This is a genomic window from Kosakonia sp. YIM B13571, assembly GCF_042788095.1.
Classification (GTDB): Bacteria; Pseudomonadota; Gammaproteobacteria; order Enterobacterales; family Enterobacteriaceae; genus Kosakonia; species Kosakonia quasisacchari.
This window is the reverse complement of record NZ_JBHZPL010000001.1, coordinates 427998-444023: the sequence shown is the minus strand read 5'-3', so window position 1 is coordinate 444023 and position 16026 is coordinate 427998. Positions and strand designations below refer to the sequence as shown.

General features: G+C 54.7%; 17 protein-coding genes and 1 riboswitch. Of the genes, 9 read left to right on the top strand and 8 right to left on the bottom strand.

The window, feature by feature from the left end; all coding sequences use genetic code 11:
* The first annotated feature begins 66 nt into the window (after positions 1-66).
* Positions 67-2088: an excinuclease ABC subunit UvrB gene (uvrB, locus tag ACFX4O_RS02090; RefSeq protein WP_131406339.1), complete on the top strand. Its 2022-nt coding sequence runs from the start codon at positions 67-69 to the stop codon at positions 2086-2088.
* A gap of 212 nt (positions 2089-2300) precedes the next feature.
* On the opposite strand, the gene pmrB is transcribed toward uvrB, so the two are convergent.
* The 4 genes from pmrB to yvcK form a co-directional block, all read right to left on the bottom strand.
* Positions 2301-3386: a two-component system sensor histidine kinase PmrB gene (gene pmrB, locus ACFX4O_RS02085; protein ID WP_380206953.1), complete on the bottom strand. Its 1086-nt coding sequence runs from the start codon at positions 3384-3386 to the stop codon at positions 2301-2303.
* Between the two features lie 3 nt (positions 3387-3389).
* Positions 3390-4061 carry a two-component system response regulator PmrA gene (pmrA, locus tag ACFX4O_RS02080; RefSeq protein ID WP_017455988.1) on the bottom strand — a complete coding sequence of 224 codons (672 nt, stop codon included), beginning with the start codon at positions 4059-4061 and terminating at the stop codon, positions 3390-3392.
* Positions 4058-5701, bottom strand: a complete 1644-nt coding sequence (gene eptA, locus ACFX4O_RS02075) for a phosphoethanolamine transferase EptA (RefSeq protein WP_380206951.1) — start codon at positions 5699-5701, stop codon at positions 4058-4060. Before eptA ends, pmrA begins: the two co-directional genes overlap by 4 nt.
* A gap of 108 nt (positions 5702-5809) precedes the next feature.
* Positions 5810-6718, bottom strand: a complete 909-nt coding sequence (yvcK, locus tag ACFX4O_RS02070) for a uridine diphosphate-N-acetylglucosamine-binding protein YvcK (protein ID WP_131406342.1) — start codon at positions 6716-6718, stop codon at positions 5810-5812.
* A 226-nt stretch (positions 6719-6944) separates the two neighbouring features.
* Positions 6945-7090, top strand: a riboswitch (molybdenum cofactor riboswitch).
* On the opposite strand from yvcK, the gene moaA reads away from it, so the two are divergent.
* The 7 genes from moaA (at position 7078) to ACFX4O_RS02035 (ending at position 11320) form a co-directional block, all read left to right on the top strand.
* Positions 7078-8067, top strand: coding sequence for a GTP 3',8-cyclase MoaA (gene moaA / locus ACFX4O_RS02065; RefSeq protein WP_380206949.1), 990 nt, complete (start codon positions 7078-7080; stop codon positions 8065-8067). It overlaps the preceding riboswitch by 13 nt.
* Positions 8068-8084: 17 nt before the next feature.
* Positions 8085-8597 (top strand): molybdenum cofactor biosynthesis protein B, encoded by a 513-nt coding sequence (gene moaB, locus ACFX4O_RS02060; protein ID WP_131406344.1) that lies wholly within the window; start codon positions 8085-8087, stop codon positions 8595-8597.
* A 3-nt stretch (positions 8598-8600) separates the two neighbouring features.
* The gene (moaC, locus tag ACFX4O_RS02055) at positions 8601-9086 is read left to right on the top strand and encodes a cyclic pyranopterin monophosphate synthase MoaC (protein ID WP_380206946.1); all 486 of its coding nucleotides are present in this window, start codon (positions 8601-8603) and stop codon (positions 9084-9086) included.
* Entirely contained in the window at positions 9079-9324 is a 246-nt protein-coding gene (gene moaD, locus ACFX4O_RS02050; protein WP_380206944.1) for a molybdopterin synthase sulfur carrier subunit, read from the top strand. The genes moaC and moaD overlap by 8 nt, the downstream gene beginning before the upstream one ends.
* Position 9325: 1 nt before the next feature.
* Positions 9326-9778, top strand: coding sequence for a molybdopterin synthase catalytic subunit MoaE (gene moaE, locus ACFX4O_RS02045; protein WP_131406347.1), 453 nt, complete (start codon positions 9326-9328; stop codon positions 9776-9778).
* A gap of 57 nt (positions 9779-9835) precedes the next feature.
* Positions 9836-10543, top strand: coding sequence for a Bax inhibitor-1 family protein (locus ACFX4O_RS02040; RefSeq protein ID WP_380206942.1), 708 nt, complete (start codon positions 9836-9838; stop codon positions 10541-10543).
* 75 nt (positions 10544-10618) lie between these two features.
* Positions 10619-11320 (top strand): Bax inhibitor-1 family protein, encoded by a 702-nt coding sequence (locus ACFX4O_RS02035; RefSeq protein ID WP_380206940.1) that lies wholly within the window; start codon positions 10619-10621, stop codon positions 11318-11320.
* Between the two features lie 4 nt (positions 11321-11324).
* Here ACFX4O_RS02035 and ACFX4O_RS02030 read toward each other — a convergent pair whose 3' ends face one another.
* Genes ACFX4O_RS02030 through ACFX4O_RS02020 form a run of 3 tightly spaced genes read right to left on the bottom strand, consistent with a single transcriptional unit; the run spans position 11325 to position 14292 of the window.
* Positions 11325-12293 carry a lysylphosphatidylglycerol synthase domain-containing protein gene (locus ACFX4O_RS02030; RefSeq protein ID WP_380206938.1) on the bottom strand — a complete coding sequence of 323 codons (969 nt, stop codon included), beginning with the start codon at positions 12291-12293 and terminating at the stop codon, positions 11325-11327.
* Complete coding sequence (clsB, locus tag ACFX4O_RS02025; protein WP_380206936.1) at positions 12290-13534, bottom strand: cardiolipin synthase ClsB; 1245 nt, start codon at positions 13532-13534, stop codon at positions 12290-12292. Before clsB ends, ACFX4O_RS02030 begins: the two co-directional genes overlap by 4 nt.
* The gene (locus ACFX4O_RS02020; protein WP_380206934.1) at positions 13531-14292 is read right to left on the bottom strand and encodes an endonuclease/exonuclease/phosphatase family protein; all 762 of its coding nucleotides are present in this window, start codon (positions 14290-14292) and stop codon (positions 13531-13533) included. The genes clsB and ACFX4O_RS02020 overlap by 4 nt, the downstream gene beginning before the upstream one ends.
* Before the next feature lie 132 nt (positions 14293-14424).
* On the opposite strand from ACFX4O_RS02020, the gene ACFX4O_RS02015 reads away from it, so the two are divergent.
* Positions 14425-14862 carry a YbhQ family protein gene (locus tag ACFX4O_RS02015; protein ID WP_380206932.1) on the top strand — a complete coding sequence of 146 codons (438 nt, stop codon included), beginning with the start codon at positions 14425-14427 and terminating at the stop codon, positions 14860-14862.
* 54 nt (positions 14863-14916) lie between these two features.
* Here the strand turns inward: ACFX4O_RS02015 and ACFX4O_RS02010 are convergent, their stop codons facing one another.
* Complete coding sequence (locus ACFX4O_RS02010) at positions 14917-16023, bottom strand: ABC transporter permease (protein ID WP_380206930.1); 1107 nt, start codon at positions 16021-16023, stop codon at positions 14917-14919.
* Positions 16024-16026 lie beyond the last annotated feature (3 nt).

Below are 16026 nucleotides of genomic sequence, written 5' to 3'. Positions count from 1 at the left end.
GCAAAAGTGAACAGGGTGAGTAAAATGTGTTACCTGCCCGCTCATTCCTTCATCAGGTAGCCGTTCATGAGTAAACCGTTCAAACTGAATTCCGCTTTTCGTCCTTCCGGCGATCAGCCTGAAGCTATCCGCCGCCTCAAGGAAGGTCTGGAAGACGGCCTTGCGCACCAGACGCTGCTCGGGGTGACGGGTTCAGGGAAGACATTCACCGTTGCTAATGTGATTGCCGATCTCCAGCGCCCAACAATGGTGCTGGCACCGAATAAAACGCTGGCTGCGCAGCTGTATGGTGAAATGAAAGAGTTCTTCCCGGATAACGCGGTGGAGTATTTCGTCTCTTACTACGATTACTACCAGCCGGAAGCGTATGTCCCAAGTTCCGACACCTTTATCGAAAAAGATGCCTCGGTGAATGAACATATCGAGCAGATGCGTCTGTCAGCAACGAAGGCGTTACTGGAGCGTCGCGATGTGATTGTGGTGGCATCCGTCTCTGCCATCTACGGTCTGGGCGATCCGGACCTCTACCTGAAAATGATGCTGCACCTGACTAAGGGCATGATCATCGATCAGCGCGCGATCCTGCGCCGCCTGACGGAGCTGCAATATACCCGCAACGATCAGGCGTTCCAGCGCGGCACTTTCCGCGTGCGTGGCGAAGTTATCGATGTGTTCCCGGCGGAATCTGACGATCTGGCGCTGCGTATCGAATTATTCGATGAAGAAGTTGAACGGCTGTCGCTATTCGATCCGCTGACCGGTCATATTGAATCGGGCATCCAGCGTTTCACCATCTACCCGAAAACGCACTACGTGACGCCACGCGAGCGTATCGTGCAGGCGATGGAAGAGATCAAAGTTGAGCTGGCTGAACGCCGTAAGTCGCTGCTGGCCAATAATAAACTGCTGGAAGAGCAGCGGCTCAGCCAGCGTACTCAGTTCGACCTGGAGATGATGAACGAGCTGGGCTACTGCTCGGGGATTGAAAACTACTCGCGCTATCTTTCCGGTCGTGGGCCGGGCGAGCCGCCGCCGACGCTGTTCGACTACTTGCCTGCTGATGGTCTGCTGGTGATCGACGAATCACACGTTACCATTCCGCAGATTGGCGGGATGTATCGCGGCGACCGCGCGCGTAAAGAGACGCTGGTGGAATATGGTTTCCGCCTGCCGTCGGCGCTGGATAACCGGCCGTTAAAATTTGAAGAGTTTGAAGCGCTGGCACCGCAGTCGATTTATGTTTCGGCGACGCCAGGTAATTACGAGCTGGAGAAATCAGGCAGCGAAGTGATTGATCAAGTGGTGCGCCCGACTGGCCTGCTCGATCCGGTGATTGAAGTGCGCCCGGTGGCGACTCAGGTGGACGATCTGCTTTCTGAAATTCGCCTGCGCGCCGCGATTAATGAACGTGTTTTGGTCACGACGCTGACCAAACGCATGGCGGAAGATCTTACGGAATATCTGGAAGAGCATGGCGAGCGGGTACGTTATCTGCACTCGGATATCGACACCGTTGAACGTATGGAGATTATCCGCGATTTGCGCCTTGGCGAGTTCGACGTGCTGGTCGGCATCAACTTGCTACGTGAGGGGCTGGATATGCCGGAAGTGTCGCTGGTGGCGATTCTGGATGCCGACAAAGAGGGGTTCCTGCGTTCCGAGCGTTCGCTTATCCAGACCATTGGCCGCGCCGCACGTAACATTAACGGTAAAGCCATTCTTTATGGCGACAGGATCACGCCGTCAATGGCGAAAGCGATTGGCGAAACCGAGCGCCGTCGTGAAAAACAGCAGCAATATAACGAAGAGCACGGTATTACGCCGCAAGGTCTGAACAAGAAAGTGGTGGATATTCTTGCGCTTGGCGAAGGGCTGGCGAAGACGCGCGCGAAAGGGCGTGGCAAAGCGCGCACCCCTGCTCAGGTGGAAGCTGCTGAACTGGCGCTCACGCCGAAAGCGCTGCAGCAGAAAATCCACGAGCTGGAAGGCCAGATGATGCAACATGCGCAGAACCTGGAGTTTGAAGAGGCGGCGAAAGTGCGCGACCAGCTGCACCAGCTGCGCGAGCTATTTATTGCCGCATCGTAATCTCTTCAGGTAATTTGATCGCACAAAATAACAAAAAAGAGAGCCGGTTAGGGCTCTCTTAATGTTGGCTTAACCTACGCCTGACACACTGCCCACCGGTATTCTGGAGGGCAATCTGATGCAGCAATTTAAGGTTCGTGAATTTTTTGCCGTCGCTTTCGCGCTGGCGTTAGTCATTGGGTTTGCCCATCTTTGGGTGCTGACTTATTGATTTATACCTGGCGAGCAGCCGGGAGAAATTTAACCCACGCCCGCACGCCAGACTGTGTCAGCCGATTGTGTAAAAAGAACTGCGCATCATGCAGTTGCGCGATACGCGACACAATGCTTAATCCCAGACCTGCGCCGCCATAGCGGCTGTCCATGCGTACGAAGGCTTTACTGAGCTCTCCGCTGCGGCTTTCATCAATGCCTGGTCCTTCATCTTCTATCGCAAGTACCGGTGTGGCAGCGTTTTCGATACGCACGGTAATCGCCGATCCTGCTGGGCTATAGCGGTGCGCGTTTTCCACCAGGTTTCTCACCAGCAGCCGCAGCAGCGTGGCATCCCCGGCGACCGCAATGTCACTTTCTGGCTCTGCGATTTCCAGCCTCTGTTCGCGCGCGGTCAGCATGTTTTCCAGCTCACTACGAATTGGTTGAACAACATCCTGCAACAGCATCACTTGCTGATAGCTGCCAGCGGAGAAAGACTGCCCGACGCGCGCCAGCAGCAACAGCTGGGCAATGTTTTCCGTCATTTGTTCAAGGCGCTGTACCAGCGGGTCGACGTTGATACCGCTGGTTTTCGCCATCAATTCCAGATGCAGACGTAACCCCGCCAGCGGTGTGCGCAGCTCATGGGCAACGTCGGCGGTGAACAACCGTTCTCTGTCGAGGGTTAGCGTCAGGCGGGAGACCAGCTCATTAATCGATGAGGTAACAGCTTCCACTTCGCTGACGCTATTGTTCAACGTGATGGGTTGCAGGTTGTTTGGTGTACGTTTATTCAGCTCTTCCTGCAACTCAAGCAGCGGGCGGGTAATGGCTTTTACCGCCTGCATACAGAGCAGCAACGCCAGGCCGATGATCAGCAGGCTTGGCACCAGCAGGCTGGCCACCGCTTCGCGGACTTCATGCTCGATATGTTTGCGATTGTTGTGGTTATGAATGGCTGCCTGTACCAGTAACTGGATTTGCTCTTCGCTTTCATGCCACAGCCAGAACACGCTAACTAACTGGCAAAACACCAGAATGCCACCGATGGTGAGTAACAAACGGCGGCGCATGCTCCAGCGCCTGAAATTGAAGAGCGCCATCAATCAGCTCCGTTCCTGCGGTTGCACCAGCATATAGCCAAACCCACGTACGGTACGGATGCGCGATTTGCCGATTTTGTCGCGCAAATTATGGATATGTACTTCCAGCGTATTCGTCGACGGTTCGTTATCCCAGTTGTAAATATCGTTATAGAGGATCTCCCGGTGTACCGGGCTTTCGGCTTTTAGCATCAGGCGCGACAGCAGGGCGTACTCTTTCGGGGTCAGCTCCAGCAACTGTTCATCCAGCCACGCCTGGCGGCGGGTTACATTCAGCGTCAGATTACCGTGGCTGATTTCGTTATCGCCCTGGTTATTATGGCGGCGCAGCAGCGCGCGAATGCGGGCGTTCAGCTCGTCCAGCGCAAAGGGTTTGACCAGGTAGTCGTCTGCCCCGGTATCCAGCCCCGCAACGCGATCTTCAAGCGTATCGCGGGCGGTGAGGATCAATACCGGCAGCGTATATTTTTCGCGGCGCAGACGGGTGAGCAGATGTAAACCGTCTTCATCCGGCAGACCCAAATCGAGCACCAGCAGGCTGTAATGACCGTTCGCCAGACACAGCGCAGCTTCATGCGCGGTAGAAACGCCATCGCAGGCGTACCCTTCGCTTTGCATCGCCAGAATCAACCCCTGCAACAGCAGAGCATCGTCTTCAACCACCAGAATTTTCATTTCAACTGCCCCCGACACGCGGTTAACAGATCGTCTTCAGCACGGTACTCTTTTGTGCTGACACCCAGTATACCCAACATCGTCGGGAAGAGGTTGTCCTGTGAAATCGCCTTCTCCCGCGCATTTTTTTGCAGACACTGACTGTTCACGCCATAGCGCGTTTCATACTCCTGCGACAGCCAAATCAGCAGCGGAACATGTTTTTGTGTTTCCGGCGCGATGGAGTACGGCAGGCCGTGCAAGTAAACGCCATTTTCGCCAAGCGACTCACCGTGATCGGAGAGATAAACCAGGCTGGTGGTAAATTTATCCTGCTTCGATTGCAGCAATTTTATCGCTTTATCAACAATATAATCGACGTACAAAATGGTGTTGTCATAGGTATTAATCAGCTGCTGCTGTGAGCAGGTCTGAATTTCATTGGTATCACAGGTCGGTGTAAACTTACGGAACTGCGCCGGGTAGCGGTTGTAATACGTCGGCCCGTGGCTGCCGATGGTGTGTAATACAATCAGCCCGTCACCCTGTAATTTATCGATATAACTGGCGAGATCGTGGAATAAAATCTCATCCTGGCATTCGCCTTTAATACAGTAATCCGGCAAGTTTAATTGCGTCATATCCTGGTGCGGAACACGATCGCATGCGCCTTTACAGCCGCCATCGTTTTCATTCCACAACACATTGACGCCCGCACGTTGAATAATATCCAGCAACCCTTCCTGATGCGCCGCCAGTTGATCGTCATAGTGAGCGCGCGGCATGCCGGAAAACATGCACGGCACGGAGACGGCGGTCGCGGTTCCACAGGAAGCGGTGTTCGGGAAGTAGATGACGTTATCTTGTTTTAACAACGGGTTGGTTTCACGCTCATACCCGCCGAGCGAAAAGTTTGCCGCGCGCGAGGTTTCACCCAGCACCAGAATGGTGAGGTTTTTACGCGCACCGTGCTGCATTTCAGGGCGTTGACGCGCATCTTCGCCAATGCGTACCAGTGGCAGATTGGCGGTGCGATTATGGGAATACCACGACAGTGAAGCAGTAATTGAGTTTGACGGGCTGAGTGATTTCACCAGCTCTTTATTATTGCGAAACAGCGAGGCGTAATCTTTATAAAACAACAACGCGACTGCCACGATAATCAGCACAGAAATAATGATGCTGGCAACGCGCAACATCACGCTGCGTAACGCTGAACGGGCGGGTTTAATATTAATCCACCAGGCGATAACCACTGCCAGAATGCCTGTCAGCAGCAGCGTCAGCACCAATTTAGTCGACAGCAGGGCGAAACTTTCCGCTGGGGTGGTGTCGAGAATATTGGTGATCATCGAACGATCGATAATGATGCCAAACGTCGAAATGAAATACTGTGCCGCCGAACTCACCAGCACAAAGAGTGAGATAACCAGGCGATCAAGACGCACAAACGACGCCAGAGACAGCACAATATTAATAACGCTGAAAGCGACCAGCGGCATGGAGAGAAAAACCAGCCAGCTATGCAATGAGTTCACCGGCAATAAAGTGAATGCCTGGTGATAAAACGCAATATTCAGGCCCAGCGCAATATAAGCCGCAAAGATCAGAATAAAATGTAGACGGCTTAAGGTTGGCCGACGAAGATGAAGCATACGCATAGACAGATCCTGCAATGAAAGTAGCGCTATGCTGACAGCCGTTTTTTAAGACAACCTTAAGAAATTAAGCAAAGCGCTGGGGCGAGAGAAAATTCCCTCGCCCGCGTCTTAACCCAGATGTTGCACTGCTTTCTCTAGCGCAACGCGCAACAGATGTCTGTCGTGGCGGTAGGGAATGTCGCTGGCTTCCAGCACTTCCTGAATGATTAACCTATCGCTAACGGCCTGCGTGTCGACTTTTGGGCCAACAATGGCGGCATCGATGATTTTTTTGCCGACATACTGCTCCATAATTGCCAGTTTGTCTGCCAGCGTCAGGCTGGCGGCGGCCGGGCTGAGTTCTTTACCGAGGTTACCAATATAAACTACCGGTGCGGGTGTCCGGCGTAATGCCTGCGCCAGATCGTCCAGCAGCAGCAGCGGCAGCAGGCTGGTGTAAAAGCTGCCAGGGCCAATGATAATCAAATCCGCTTCTGCAATTGCCTGTACCGCTTCGCGAGTTGCATGCACCTTCGGAAACAGCATTAATTCCTGGATTGGCGCATGAAGCTGGTCAATATTGACTTCGCCATAAACCGGATGTCCTTCACTGTCGGTGGCCATCAAATCGACAGGTTGCTCAGACATCGGGATTAAAAACGCGTCCACCTTTAATAAATTTCGAATTAAATTGATGGCTTCCAGAGGCCGCACACTGAGGTGATCGAGCGCCTTTAACATTAAATTTCCAAGGTTATGCCCGGAAAGTTCGCCATTACCGCTAAAACGGTATTCAAACATGGCAGACGCCACACTCGGTTCGGTAATGAGCTGGTTTAAACAATTACGCATATCGCCCCAGGCAATTCCGCCTTCAGAGCGGCGAATACGCCCGGTTGAACCGCCGTTATCGGTGGTGGTGACAATGCCGGTAAGCCGCGATCCCAACGATGCAAGCGAAGACATCACACGCCCGAGGCCATGTCCGCCACCGAGGGCGACAACACGATCCAGGTCTGCAAGTGTGCGATTACGCATAATGGTTCCTTAAGAAAATTTACCGCGCTACGTTAGCCTAAATACCACTAAAAGACGATGCCGCGCAGAGAGTAAAATGACGCATATCAAAGCAAAAAGGCGATTTTCGCGTACTCTGTTGCGAAAGTGCACGATCATGTCGCTATGTATGTGTTTATATAGCGGTGATCGTGATGGCGAAAGCCCGACGATCGCGCTACTATCGCCTAAGCAATTTTAGCGTTACTGACAAAACATACACTCAAGCCTAAGCAACCTAACTCTCACGACATGGTGCTTTGGCCGTAGCAAAACCGAATGGTTTCGCTGCCAGGGTGCAGAAAGAAATGACTGCATCTCCCGTACTTGGAAAGGTGTACATGGCCTCACAACTTACCGATGCGTTCGCGCGTAAGTTCTATTACTTGCGTTTGTCGATCACTGATGTGTGCAATTTTCGTTGCACATACTGTCTGCCCGACGGCTACAAGCCGAGCGGCGTCAACAATAATGGCTTCCTGAGCGTCGAGGAAATTCGCCGGGTTACGCGCGCGTTTAGCGCCATGGGCACAGAGAAAGTGCGCCTGACCGGTGGGGAACCCTCCCTGCGCCGCGATTTTGCCGACATCATCGCGGCGGTGCGTGAAAACAGCGACATCCGCCAGATTGCCGTCACCACCAATGGATACCGCCTTGCGCGCGACGTTGCCGAGTGGCGCGATGCTGGCCTTACCGCCATCAACGTCAGCGTCGACAGCCTCGATGCGCGCCAGTTTCACGCCATTACCGGGCAGGATAAATTCCGCCAGGTAATGGATGGCATTGATGCTGCTTTCAGCGCCGGGTTTACCAAGGTCAAAGTCAACACCGTGCTAATGCGCGACGTGAATCACCATCAGCTCGACACCTTTCTGGCGTGGATCAAATCGCGCCCCATCCAGCTACGCTTTATTGAACTGATGGAAACCGGCGAGGGCAGCGAGCTTTTCCGTAACCATCATATTTCCGGCATGGTGCTACGCGATGCGCTGCTAAAACGTGGTTGGATCCATCAATTGCGTCAGCGCAGCGACGGCCCGGCGCAGGTTTTCTGCCACCCGGATTATGAGGGTGAAATAGGGCTTATCATGCCGTATGAAAAAGATTTCTGCGCCAGTTGCAACCGCCTGCGCGTCTCCTCGACCGGTAAATTGCATCTGTGCCTGTTTGGCGATGGTGGCGTGAATCTGCGCGATCTGCTGCAAGACGATGCGCAGCAAACAATGCTGGAACAGCGTATTGCCGTGGCGTTAACGCACAAAAAGCAGACACACTTCCTGCATCAGGGCGATACAGGCATTACGCAAAACCTTTCATACATCGGCGGTTAAACCGCAAGGAGAATGACATGAGTCAGGTCAGCGCTGAGTTTATCCCGGTCAGGCTAGCTATTTTGACGGTCTCCAGCCGTCGCGGTGAAGAAGACGATACTTCCGGTCACTGGCTGCGCGACGCCGCGCATGAAGCCGGTCACCAACTGGTCGATAAAGCCATTGTCAAAGAGAACCGTTACGCCATTCGTGCCCAGGTTTCCGCGTGGATCGCAAGCGATGATGTGCAGGTCGTGTTGATCACCGGCGGCACCGGTTTGACGGAAGGCGATCAGGCACCGGAAGCGCTATTGCCGCTGTTTGATCGCGAAGTTGAAGGGTTTGGCGAAGTGTTCCGCATGCTCTCTTTTGAAGAGATTGGCACGGCGACACTGCAATCCCGCGCTGTCGCCGGTATGGCGAATAAAACGTTGATTTTTGCCATGCCCGGTTCGACCAAAGCCTGTCGCACCGCATGGGAAAATATCATTGCGCCGCAGCTGGATGCGCGCACGCGCCCGTGTAATTTCCATCCCCATCTTAAGAAATAAGTTATGTCACAACTGACCCATATTAATGCCGACGGCGAAGCGCACATGGTGGATGTCTCCGCCAAAACGGAAACCGTCCGCGAAGCTCGTGCTGAAGCGTTCGTCACCATGTCGGCGCAAACGCTGGCGATGATCGTCGACGGTAGCCATCACAAAGGCGATGTCTTTGCGACCGCGCGTATCGCCGGGATCCAGGCGGCGAAACGCACCTGGGAGCTGATCCCTCTGTGCCACCCGCTATTGTTGAGCAAAGTCGAAGTGCTGTTACAGGCGCAGCCGGAACAAAACCGCGTGCGTATCGAAGCCGTGTGCCGCCTGAGCGGCAAAACCGGCGTGGAGATGGAAGCGCTCACGGCGGCCTCGGTCGCGGCGTTAACCATTTACGATATGTGTAAAGCGGTGCAGAAAGATATGGTGATTGGCCCGGTGCGCTTGCTGGCAAAAAGCGGCGGCAAATCAGGTGATTTCAGGGCGGATGACAATGATTAAAGTCCTTTTTTTCGCACAGGTGCGCGAGCTGGTCGGCTGCGACAGCACCACCATCGATACCGTTTTCCCTTCGGTGGAGGCGCTGCGTCAGCATCTGGCCGCGCAAGGCGAGCGCTGGGCGCTGGCGCTGGAAGAGGGCAAACTGCTGGCGGCGGTCAACCAGACGCTGGTCAGTTTTGATCATCCGTTGCAAAGCGGCGATGAAGTCGCTTTCTTCCCGCCGGTTACCGGAGGCTGAAATGAGCGAAACGCGAATTTGCGTCGATCATGCAACGTTCAGCGTCGGTGACGAGTACGCCTGGCTGGCCGCTCGTGATGAAGACGGCGCGGTGGTGACGTTTACCGGCAAAGTGCGCAATCACAATTTAGGTGACAGCGTCAGTGCGTTGACGCTGGAACATTATCCAGGCATGACGGAAAAATCGCTGGCGGAAATCGTTGATGAAGCGCGCAGCCGCTGGCCGCTTGGGCGCGTCACGGTGTATCACCGCGTGGGCGAATTGTGGCCGGGCGACGAAATTGTCTTTGTTGGCGTAGCCAGCGCGCACCGCAGCAGCGCTTTCGAAGCCGGGCAATTTATTATGGATTACCTGAAAACCCGTGCGCCCTTCTGGAAACGCGAAGCGACGCCGGAAGGCGATCGTTGGGTGGAAGCCCGCGACAGTGACAAGCAGGCGGCGAAACGTTGGTAATCCGTTGAGCAGGGATGTGTTAACCTTAAAAGGCTAACCCATCAATCTGGAGTGATTATGGACCGTTTCCCTCGTTCTGATTCAATTGTTCAGCAAAGCCGTACCGGCTTACAAACGTATATGGCGCAGGTCTATGGCTGGATGACCTGCGGCCTGCTGCTGACGGCGTTTGTCGCCTGGTACGCCGCGCGCAGCGAAGCCATCATGTCGTTCGTTTTTTCCAGCCAGATAACCTTTTTTGGCCTGGTAATTGCGCAACTTGCGGTGGTGTTTGTGCTCTCCGGGCTGATTCATAAGCTAAGCGCTGGGCTGGCGACTACGCTGTTTATGCTCTATTCAGCGCTAACCGGGCTAACGATTTCCAGTATTCTGCTGGTCTACACCGCGCAATCTATTGCCGCGACCTTTGTTGTCACCGCCGGGATGTTTGGCGCGATGAGCCTGTATGGTTACACCACCAAACGCGATCTCAGTGGTCTGGGCAGCATGCTGTTTATGGGGCTGATTGGTATCCTGCTGGCCTCATTGGTCAATTTCTGGCTGAAAAGTGAAGCGCTGATGTGGGCGGTAACCTATATCGGTGTGGTGATTTTCGTTGGCCTGACCGCCTACGACACGCAGAAGCTGAAAAATATCGGTCAGCAAATCGATGTTCGTGACGCATCACAGCTGCGTAAATCGACTATCCTGGGCGCGCTGACGCTGTACCTTGACTTCATCAACTTGTTCCTGATGCTGTTGCGTATTTTCGGCAACCGTCGTTAATATCCCACTCCTCGATCCCGGCGTTTGCCGGGATTTTTTTGCCTGACGGATAGCCCATTTTCAAGGAAGAACCCGGTGAAACCCTTTGGCTGGATCCAGCCTGTACAGGTCGCGCCCACTGAGCTGATGGTCAATATTTGCTTATGGCTGGCGGCAGGGATGGCGCTAAGTATCGTAACTGCCTGGCTGGTGCTGGATGTCATGGCGATCCCCGCGTTTATCGAACACAGCGCGATTATTGTGCTGCTGGTGATCCTCTGGTTTGTTGCTGCATTTGTGCTCAATGTTCTTTTTGACCGCTTCAAAGCCTGGTCGGCGTTAGCCGGTCTGGCGCTGATGAGTATCCTCTCGGGCTTGCTGCTCGCCAGCCTGTTTCCGCTCGCCGGGATTGTGGTGCACCTGGCGATTACCGGCGGGATGTATCTGCTTGGCGCTGCGATTGCCCATTTTGCCGGTTCATCCCTGTGCGGCAGCGGTTACTACTGGCTGATGGCGCTGGCAGGTCTGGTACTGGCGATAGCCGTAAACAGCCTGCGTCACAGCGGTCTGCTGCTGTGGTTCGGTAGCATAATGGCGGTACTGTTCTTTAGCGCGGTAAGCGCATACAAAAGCAAGTCCATCGCCGTGAGCACGCGTGAGCTCTACGCCCGCGAGTTTACCACTGTGCAGAGCGGTGCGATCCGTGGTGCTCTGGCTATCTGGCTTGGGGTAATCACTGCGTTTTTCAGAACGCTGGAACTGCTGACCTATCTCTTGCCAGGCACCAGCTCGCGCTAAAGACTCACTGCTGTGCCATCGCTTTTTCGTTTTTCGCCCGCAGTTTTTTCGCCCGGCTCTCCAGCAACAGGTAGCAAACCAGCGCCAGCAGCAGCGGCAAGAAGTAGTAAAGCACGCGGTAGGCGAGTAGAGCGGCGATAATCATGCCTTGTGATACATGCTCACTGGCGAGCAGGGCGATGAACACCGCTTCGAGCACGCCGATGCCCGCCGGAATATGCACAATCACGCCCGCGATACTGCTGACCAGCAACACGCCAAGCACGAAGAAGAAATCGGCCTGCATGCCCATCAGCAGCCAGATAATCGCCCCCATGGCTATCCAGTTGGCGCTGGATATGGTCAGCTGCGCAACGGCAAATTTCCACGATGGCAGCACCAGCTTATGGCCTTTAATCGTCAGATGACGGCGTTTGGCGAATGCGCAGCCCCACAGGTAGACCGCTATCACCAGCAACAGCACCACGCCGACAATGCGCAGCGTCGTGTCGTCGATATACCAGTGCGCCGGGATCTGCACCACGCCGAAGGTAAAAATCACCCCGCCGAGCAAAATGTAGCCCAGCCAGTTGGTGGTAATGCTCAACGAGAAAATCCGTGTGATCGTGCTGCCCGGCAGGCCAAGGCGTGAGTAAAGCCGGTAGCGCATACCGATGCCGCCCACCCATGTACTGAGCGTCAGGTTAAAGGCATAACAGATAAACGACACCAGCATCACCTGGCGTTTTGCCAGTTTGTGCCCACAGTAAGCACGGCCCAGTAAGTCGTAGCAGCCATACAGCAGGTAACTGATCACTACCAGCGCCACGGCGCTCAGCAGCGCGGTACGGTTGTAGTCGCGGATGACTTTCCACACATCGTCCCAGTTCACTTTTTGTGCATACAGCACCAGCAGCACCGCAACGGCGATAAAGAACAGCACCGTGAGGACTCTTTTCGCCAGCTTCCAGCGGGAATGAGCGCGTGATGTCATGGTTTCCCCCCTGAGTGCTGCGCTTCAGCCCGATCCTGGGTTTCGATTGCGGGCTGAACGGGCGGCTCCACCTCCGCCAGCCTTGGCGTGTGCGCCGGTAACCAGCCGACCATCGCCGGGAAATGGCGTAAAAAGTGGAACACCACCACGCTTTTTCCGAGGTTCCACCACGTTCGTTTTGGCGCCATGGACTCATTCACCCGCACGCAGTCGTTTTCAATCAGCCCCTGCAAATTGTCGCGCAGTGTCTGGTTAAATACGCGGTCATGAATAATCAGATTGGCTTCAAGGTTGAGTGACAGGCTCAACGGGTCAAGATTACTGGAGCCGATAGTGGCCCAGTGATCGTCCATTAGCGCCACTTTGCCATGCAGCGGGCGGCGGCGATATTCATACACCTGTACGCCACCTTTCAGCAGATAGTTATAAAGCAGCTCCGCCCCGACTTTCACAATCGGCATATCCGGTTCCCCCTGCACAATCAGCTTTACGCTGACACCGCGCCGGGCGGCGCTGCGCATGGCATGCAACAAACGGTAGCCTGGGAAAAAGTAGGCATTCGCGATAATCACTTCGCGGCGTGCGTTCGCCAGCATTTTCAGATAGTGGCGTTCAATGTCGTCGCGGTGGTCATCGTTGTCGCGCCAGACAAAGAGCGCCTGCGCTTCGCCCGGTTTGCGGTTTTCTTCCGGGCGATGACGTCGCCGCTGCCACCAGCGTTTAACCGGCGCGTTATCCGGCAGGTTCTCCAGCTCAAATTGTAAAATATCCAGCACCACCGGGCCTTCAACCCGCACGGCATAATCTTGCTTCGCTTCCGGGCCGTAGCTGGTGACATGCTCTGCCGAGTAGTTAATGCCGCCAACAAACGCCACCGTGTTGTCGATTACAACGATTTTACGGTGCATGCGGCGAAAGAGATTGGTGCGCATACCGAACAGTCGTGGGCCGGGATCGTAGTAACGGAAAATCACCCCCGCCGAGGTCAAGGCACTGACAAACGGCTCGCTCAGATCCGGCGACCCGTAGCCGTCCAGCAACACTTCAATGCTGATCCCACGCTGGGCGGCGCGCAACAACACCTGCTGCAACTGACGTCCAACATCGTCTTCAAACCAGATAAAAGTTTCCAGAATAACGCGCTGCTGCGCATGGTCGATGGCGTCAAACAGCGCGGGGTAATAGTTATCCCCATTTTCCAGCAACTGAATGCGATTGCCTTCCCGCCAGCTACATTTCATAGATGGATCTCCGCGCTCAGTGGGGCATGATCGGACAAATGACGCCAGTTACGCAGCGGCAACGCGGTCGGTGCGCTGGCGTTCGCGTTTTTCACATAAATGCGATCGAGGCGCAGCAGCGGCAGGCTCACCGGAAACGTGCGGGCTGGGCGGCCATGCGCACGGGTAAAGATCTCTTCCAGACCGGCCTGCGTTTTCAAAGGATGGTTAGCTTTTTGCCGCCAGTCGTTAAAGTCGCCTGCGACTACCACCGGCTCGTTTTCCGGAAGCGAATTGACCCACTCCGCCAGCATCGTCAGTTGTGCCTGGCGGTGCACTTCCCGCAGCCCAAGGTGGACACAAATCACATGCAAGGCGTGGCCAAGATCCGGCGGCACAATCCGGCAGTAAAGCAGGCCGCGTTTTTCGCTGCCGCCAACGGAGACATCGCGGTTTTCATAATGCTCAATCGGAAAGCGGGAGAGCACCGCATTGCCATGATGCCCTTCCGGGTACACCGCATTGCGCCCGTAGGCGTAATCGCTCCACATGGTATCGGCCAGGAATTCGTAATGGGTGGTGTCCGGCCAGTTTTCCACATGTAACGGATGGACTTCATGCGCGCCCATCACCTCTTGCAGGCAGACGATATCGGCGCTAACGGTGCGTACCGCGTCGCGCAGCTCGGGCAAAATAAAGCGGCGGTTAAACGCAGTAAAGCCTTTATGGGTATTAATGGTGAGCACTTTTAATGAAAAATTTCGCGCGTGTTGGGTCATAACTCTCCTGCCAGCGTCACTCTCCTGATGAAAATAAATTGTAGTCCCTGTCACAAAAAAGGGCGGGGTTACGGAATTTTCCGTAAATGTGAGTACTCTTCATACAGATAAAAATTCTTCAGGAGAGAAGCCATGAAGTGGCAACAACGTGTTCGTGTCGCGACTGGCCTGAGTTGCTGGCAGATTATGTTACACGTACTGATTGTTACGCTGCTGGTGATGGGCTGGATGAGCGGCACGCTAGTGCATGTTGGCTTAGGGCTGTGCGTACTGTACAGCATCTCCGTGTTGCTAATGCTGTTCCTCCAGCGTCACCACGAAGCGCACTGGCGCGAGTTCGGCGATGTGCTGGAGGAACTGACCACTACCTGGTATTTTGGCGCGTCGCTGATTGTTATCTGGCTGCTCTCCCGCGTCTTGCAAAATAACTATTTGCTGGCGGTTGTCGGACTGGCGATCCTCGCAGGACCGGCGGTGGTGTCGCTGCTCACCAAAGAAAGAAAACTTCCTGCTAAATCCTTCGGCCTGCATCAACGCGGCAGCGCAGCCAATCCTCACGATCACCACTAATGCGGTGAAACAAACGGGCAAGCAAACTTGCCAGGATGCAGGCCCAAAAGCCAGTCACATGATTTTGCGTCTGAACAGCGCATACGCCGCTGAGCCGGTGGTCGCCGCAATCACCAGCAGCGGCCACAAACTCTGCCACACAATCGTAAAGCTGGCGTCCTTCAGGTAAATCTGCTTAGTAATATCGGTAAAGTGGCGGATCGGGTTAGCCCAAGTGAGATCCTGTAGCCAGACCGGCATATTCTCCACCGGCGACACATAACCAGAGAGCAAAATCGCGGGCATCATAAAGACAAACACGCCAATAAACGCCTGCTGCTGGGTCGAGCAGAGCGACGAAATCAGCAAGCCAAAGCCCACCAGCGACAAGCCATACACCAGCATGGTGAAATAGAACAGCAGCAGCGAACCGGCGAAGAGGATTTTGTACGCCAGAATGCCCACGCCGAGCACAATCGTTGCCTGGAAAGTGGCAACGATCAGCGCGGGCACCGCCTTACCGACAAAGATTTGCCACGTCGCCAGCGGTGAAACCAGCAGTTGATCGAGCGTGCCTTGTTCACGTTCACGCGCTACCGACAGCGAGGTGACAATCATCACGCCGATGGTGGTAATCATCGCAATCAGCGACGGCACCACAAACCATTTGTAGTCGAGATTCGGGTTATACCAGTTGCGCACCACCAGCCCGCTGTTGTTCGGTTTTTCCCGCCCGCTGAGCAGCTCCTGTTGATAATCCTTGACGATCTGCTGCAAATAATTGGCGGCGATTTGCGCGCTGTTCGAGTTACGCCCATCCAGAATCAACTGAATCGGCGCGGTCATGCCGCTGTCGAGATTGCGCGAGAAATCCGCCGGGAAGCGCACCAGCAACAGTGCCTTTTGCGTGTCGATTGTTGAGCGGATTTCATGCGGGCTGTTCAGCAACAAAACGTGGGTAAACGCTTTCGCACGGGCAAAACGCTGGGTCAGTTCGACGGCGTGTTTGCCGTTATCTTCGTTATAGATAGCGATCGTGGCGTTGGTCACTTCCAGCGTGGCGGCGAAAGGAAACAGCAACACCTGAATCAGCACCGGCAGGATCAAAATTGCGCGCGTTTGTGGCTCGCGCAGCAGCGATTGCAACTCTTTGCGGATAAGCGTCAGTAAGCGGTAAAACATGGC

What these genes read in the sequence shown, in the direction of transcription:
- uvrB (WP_131406339.1), top strand. Translation starts at nt 67, where the DNA reads ATGAGTAAACCGTTCAAACTGAATTCCGCTTTTCGTCCTTCCGGCGAT.
- pmrB (WP_380206953.1), bottom strand. Translation starts at nt 3,386, where the DNA reads ATGGCGCTCTTCAATTTCAGGCGCTGGAGCATGCGCCGCCGTTTGTTA.
- pmrA (WP_017455988.1), bottom strand. Translation starts at nt 4,061, where the DNA reads ATGAAAATTCTGGTGGTTGAAGACGATGCTCTGCTGTTGCAGGGGTTG.
- eptA (WP_380206951.1), bottom strand. Translation starts at nt 5,701, where the DNA reads ATGCGTATGCTTCATCTTCGTCGGCCAACCTTAAGCCGTCTACATTTT.
- yvcK (WP_131406342.1), bottom strand. Translation starts at nt 6,718, where the DNA reads ATGCGTAATCGCACACTTGCAGACCTGGATCGTGTTGTCGCCCTCGGT.
- moaA (WP_380206949.1), top strand. Translation starts at nt 7,078, where the DNA reads ATGGCCTCACAACTTACCGATGCGTTCGCGCGTAAGTTCTATTACTTG.
- moaB (WP_131406344.1), top strand. Translation starts at nt 8,085, where the DNA reads ATGAGTCAGGTCAGCGCTGAGTTTATCCCGGTCAGGCTAGCTATTTTG.
- moaC (WP_380206946.1), top strand. Translation starts at nt 8,601, where the DNA reads ATGTCACAACTGACCCATATTAATGCCGACGGCGAAGCGCACATGGTG.
- moaD (WP_380206944.1), top strand. Translation starts at nt 9,079, where the DNA reads ATGATTAAAGTCCTTTTTTTCGCACAGGTGCGCGAGCTGGTCGGCTGC.
- moaE (WP_131406347.1), top strand. Translation starts at nt 9,326, where the DNA reads ATGAGCGAAACGCGAATTTGCGTCGATCATGCAACGTTCAGCGTCGGT.
- ACFX4O_RS02040 (WP_380206942.1), top strand. Translation starts at nt 9,836, where the DNA reads ATGGACCGTTTCCCTCGTTCTGATTCAATTGTTCAGCAAAGCCGTACC.
- ACFX4O_RS02030 (WP_380206938.1), bottom strand. Translation starts at nt 12,293, where the DNA reads ATGACATCACGCGCTCATTCCCGCTGGAAGCTGGCGAAAAGAGTCCTC.
- clsB (WP_380206936.1), bottom strand. Translation starts at nt 13,534, where the DNA reads ATGAAATGTAGCTGGCGGGAAGGCAATCGCATTCAGTTGCTGGAAAAT.
- ACFX4O_RS02020 (WP_380206934.1), bottom strand. Translation starts at nt 14,292, where the DNA reads ATGACCCAACACGCGCGAAATTTTTCATTAAAAGTGCTCACCATTAAT.
- ACFX4O_RS02015 (WP_380206932.1), top strand. Translation starts at nt 14,425, where the DNA reads ATGAAGTGGCAACAACGTGTTCGTGTCGCGACTGGCCTGAGTTGCTGG.
- ACFX4O_RS02010 (WP_380206930.1), bottom strand. Translation starts at nt 16,023, where the DNA reads ATGTTTTACCGCTTACTGACGCTTATCCGCAAAGAGTTGCAATCGCTG.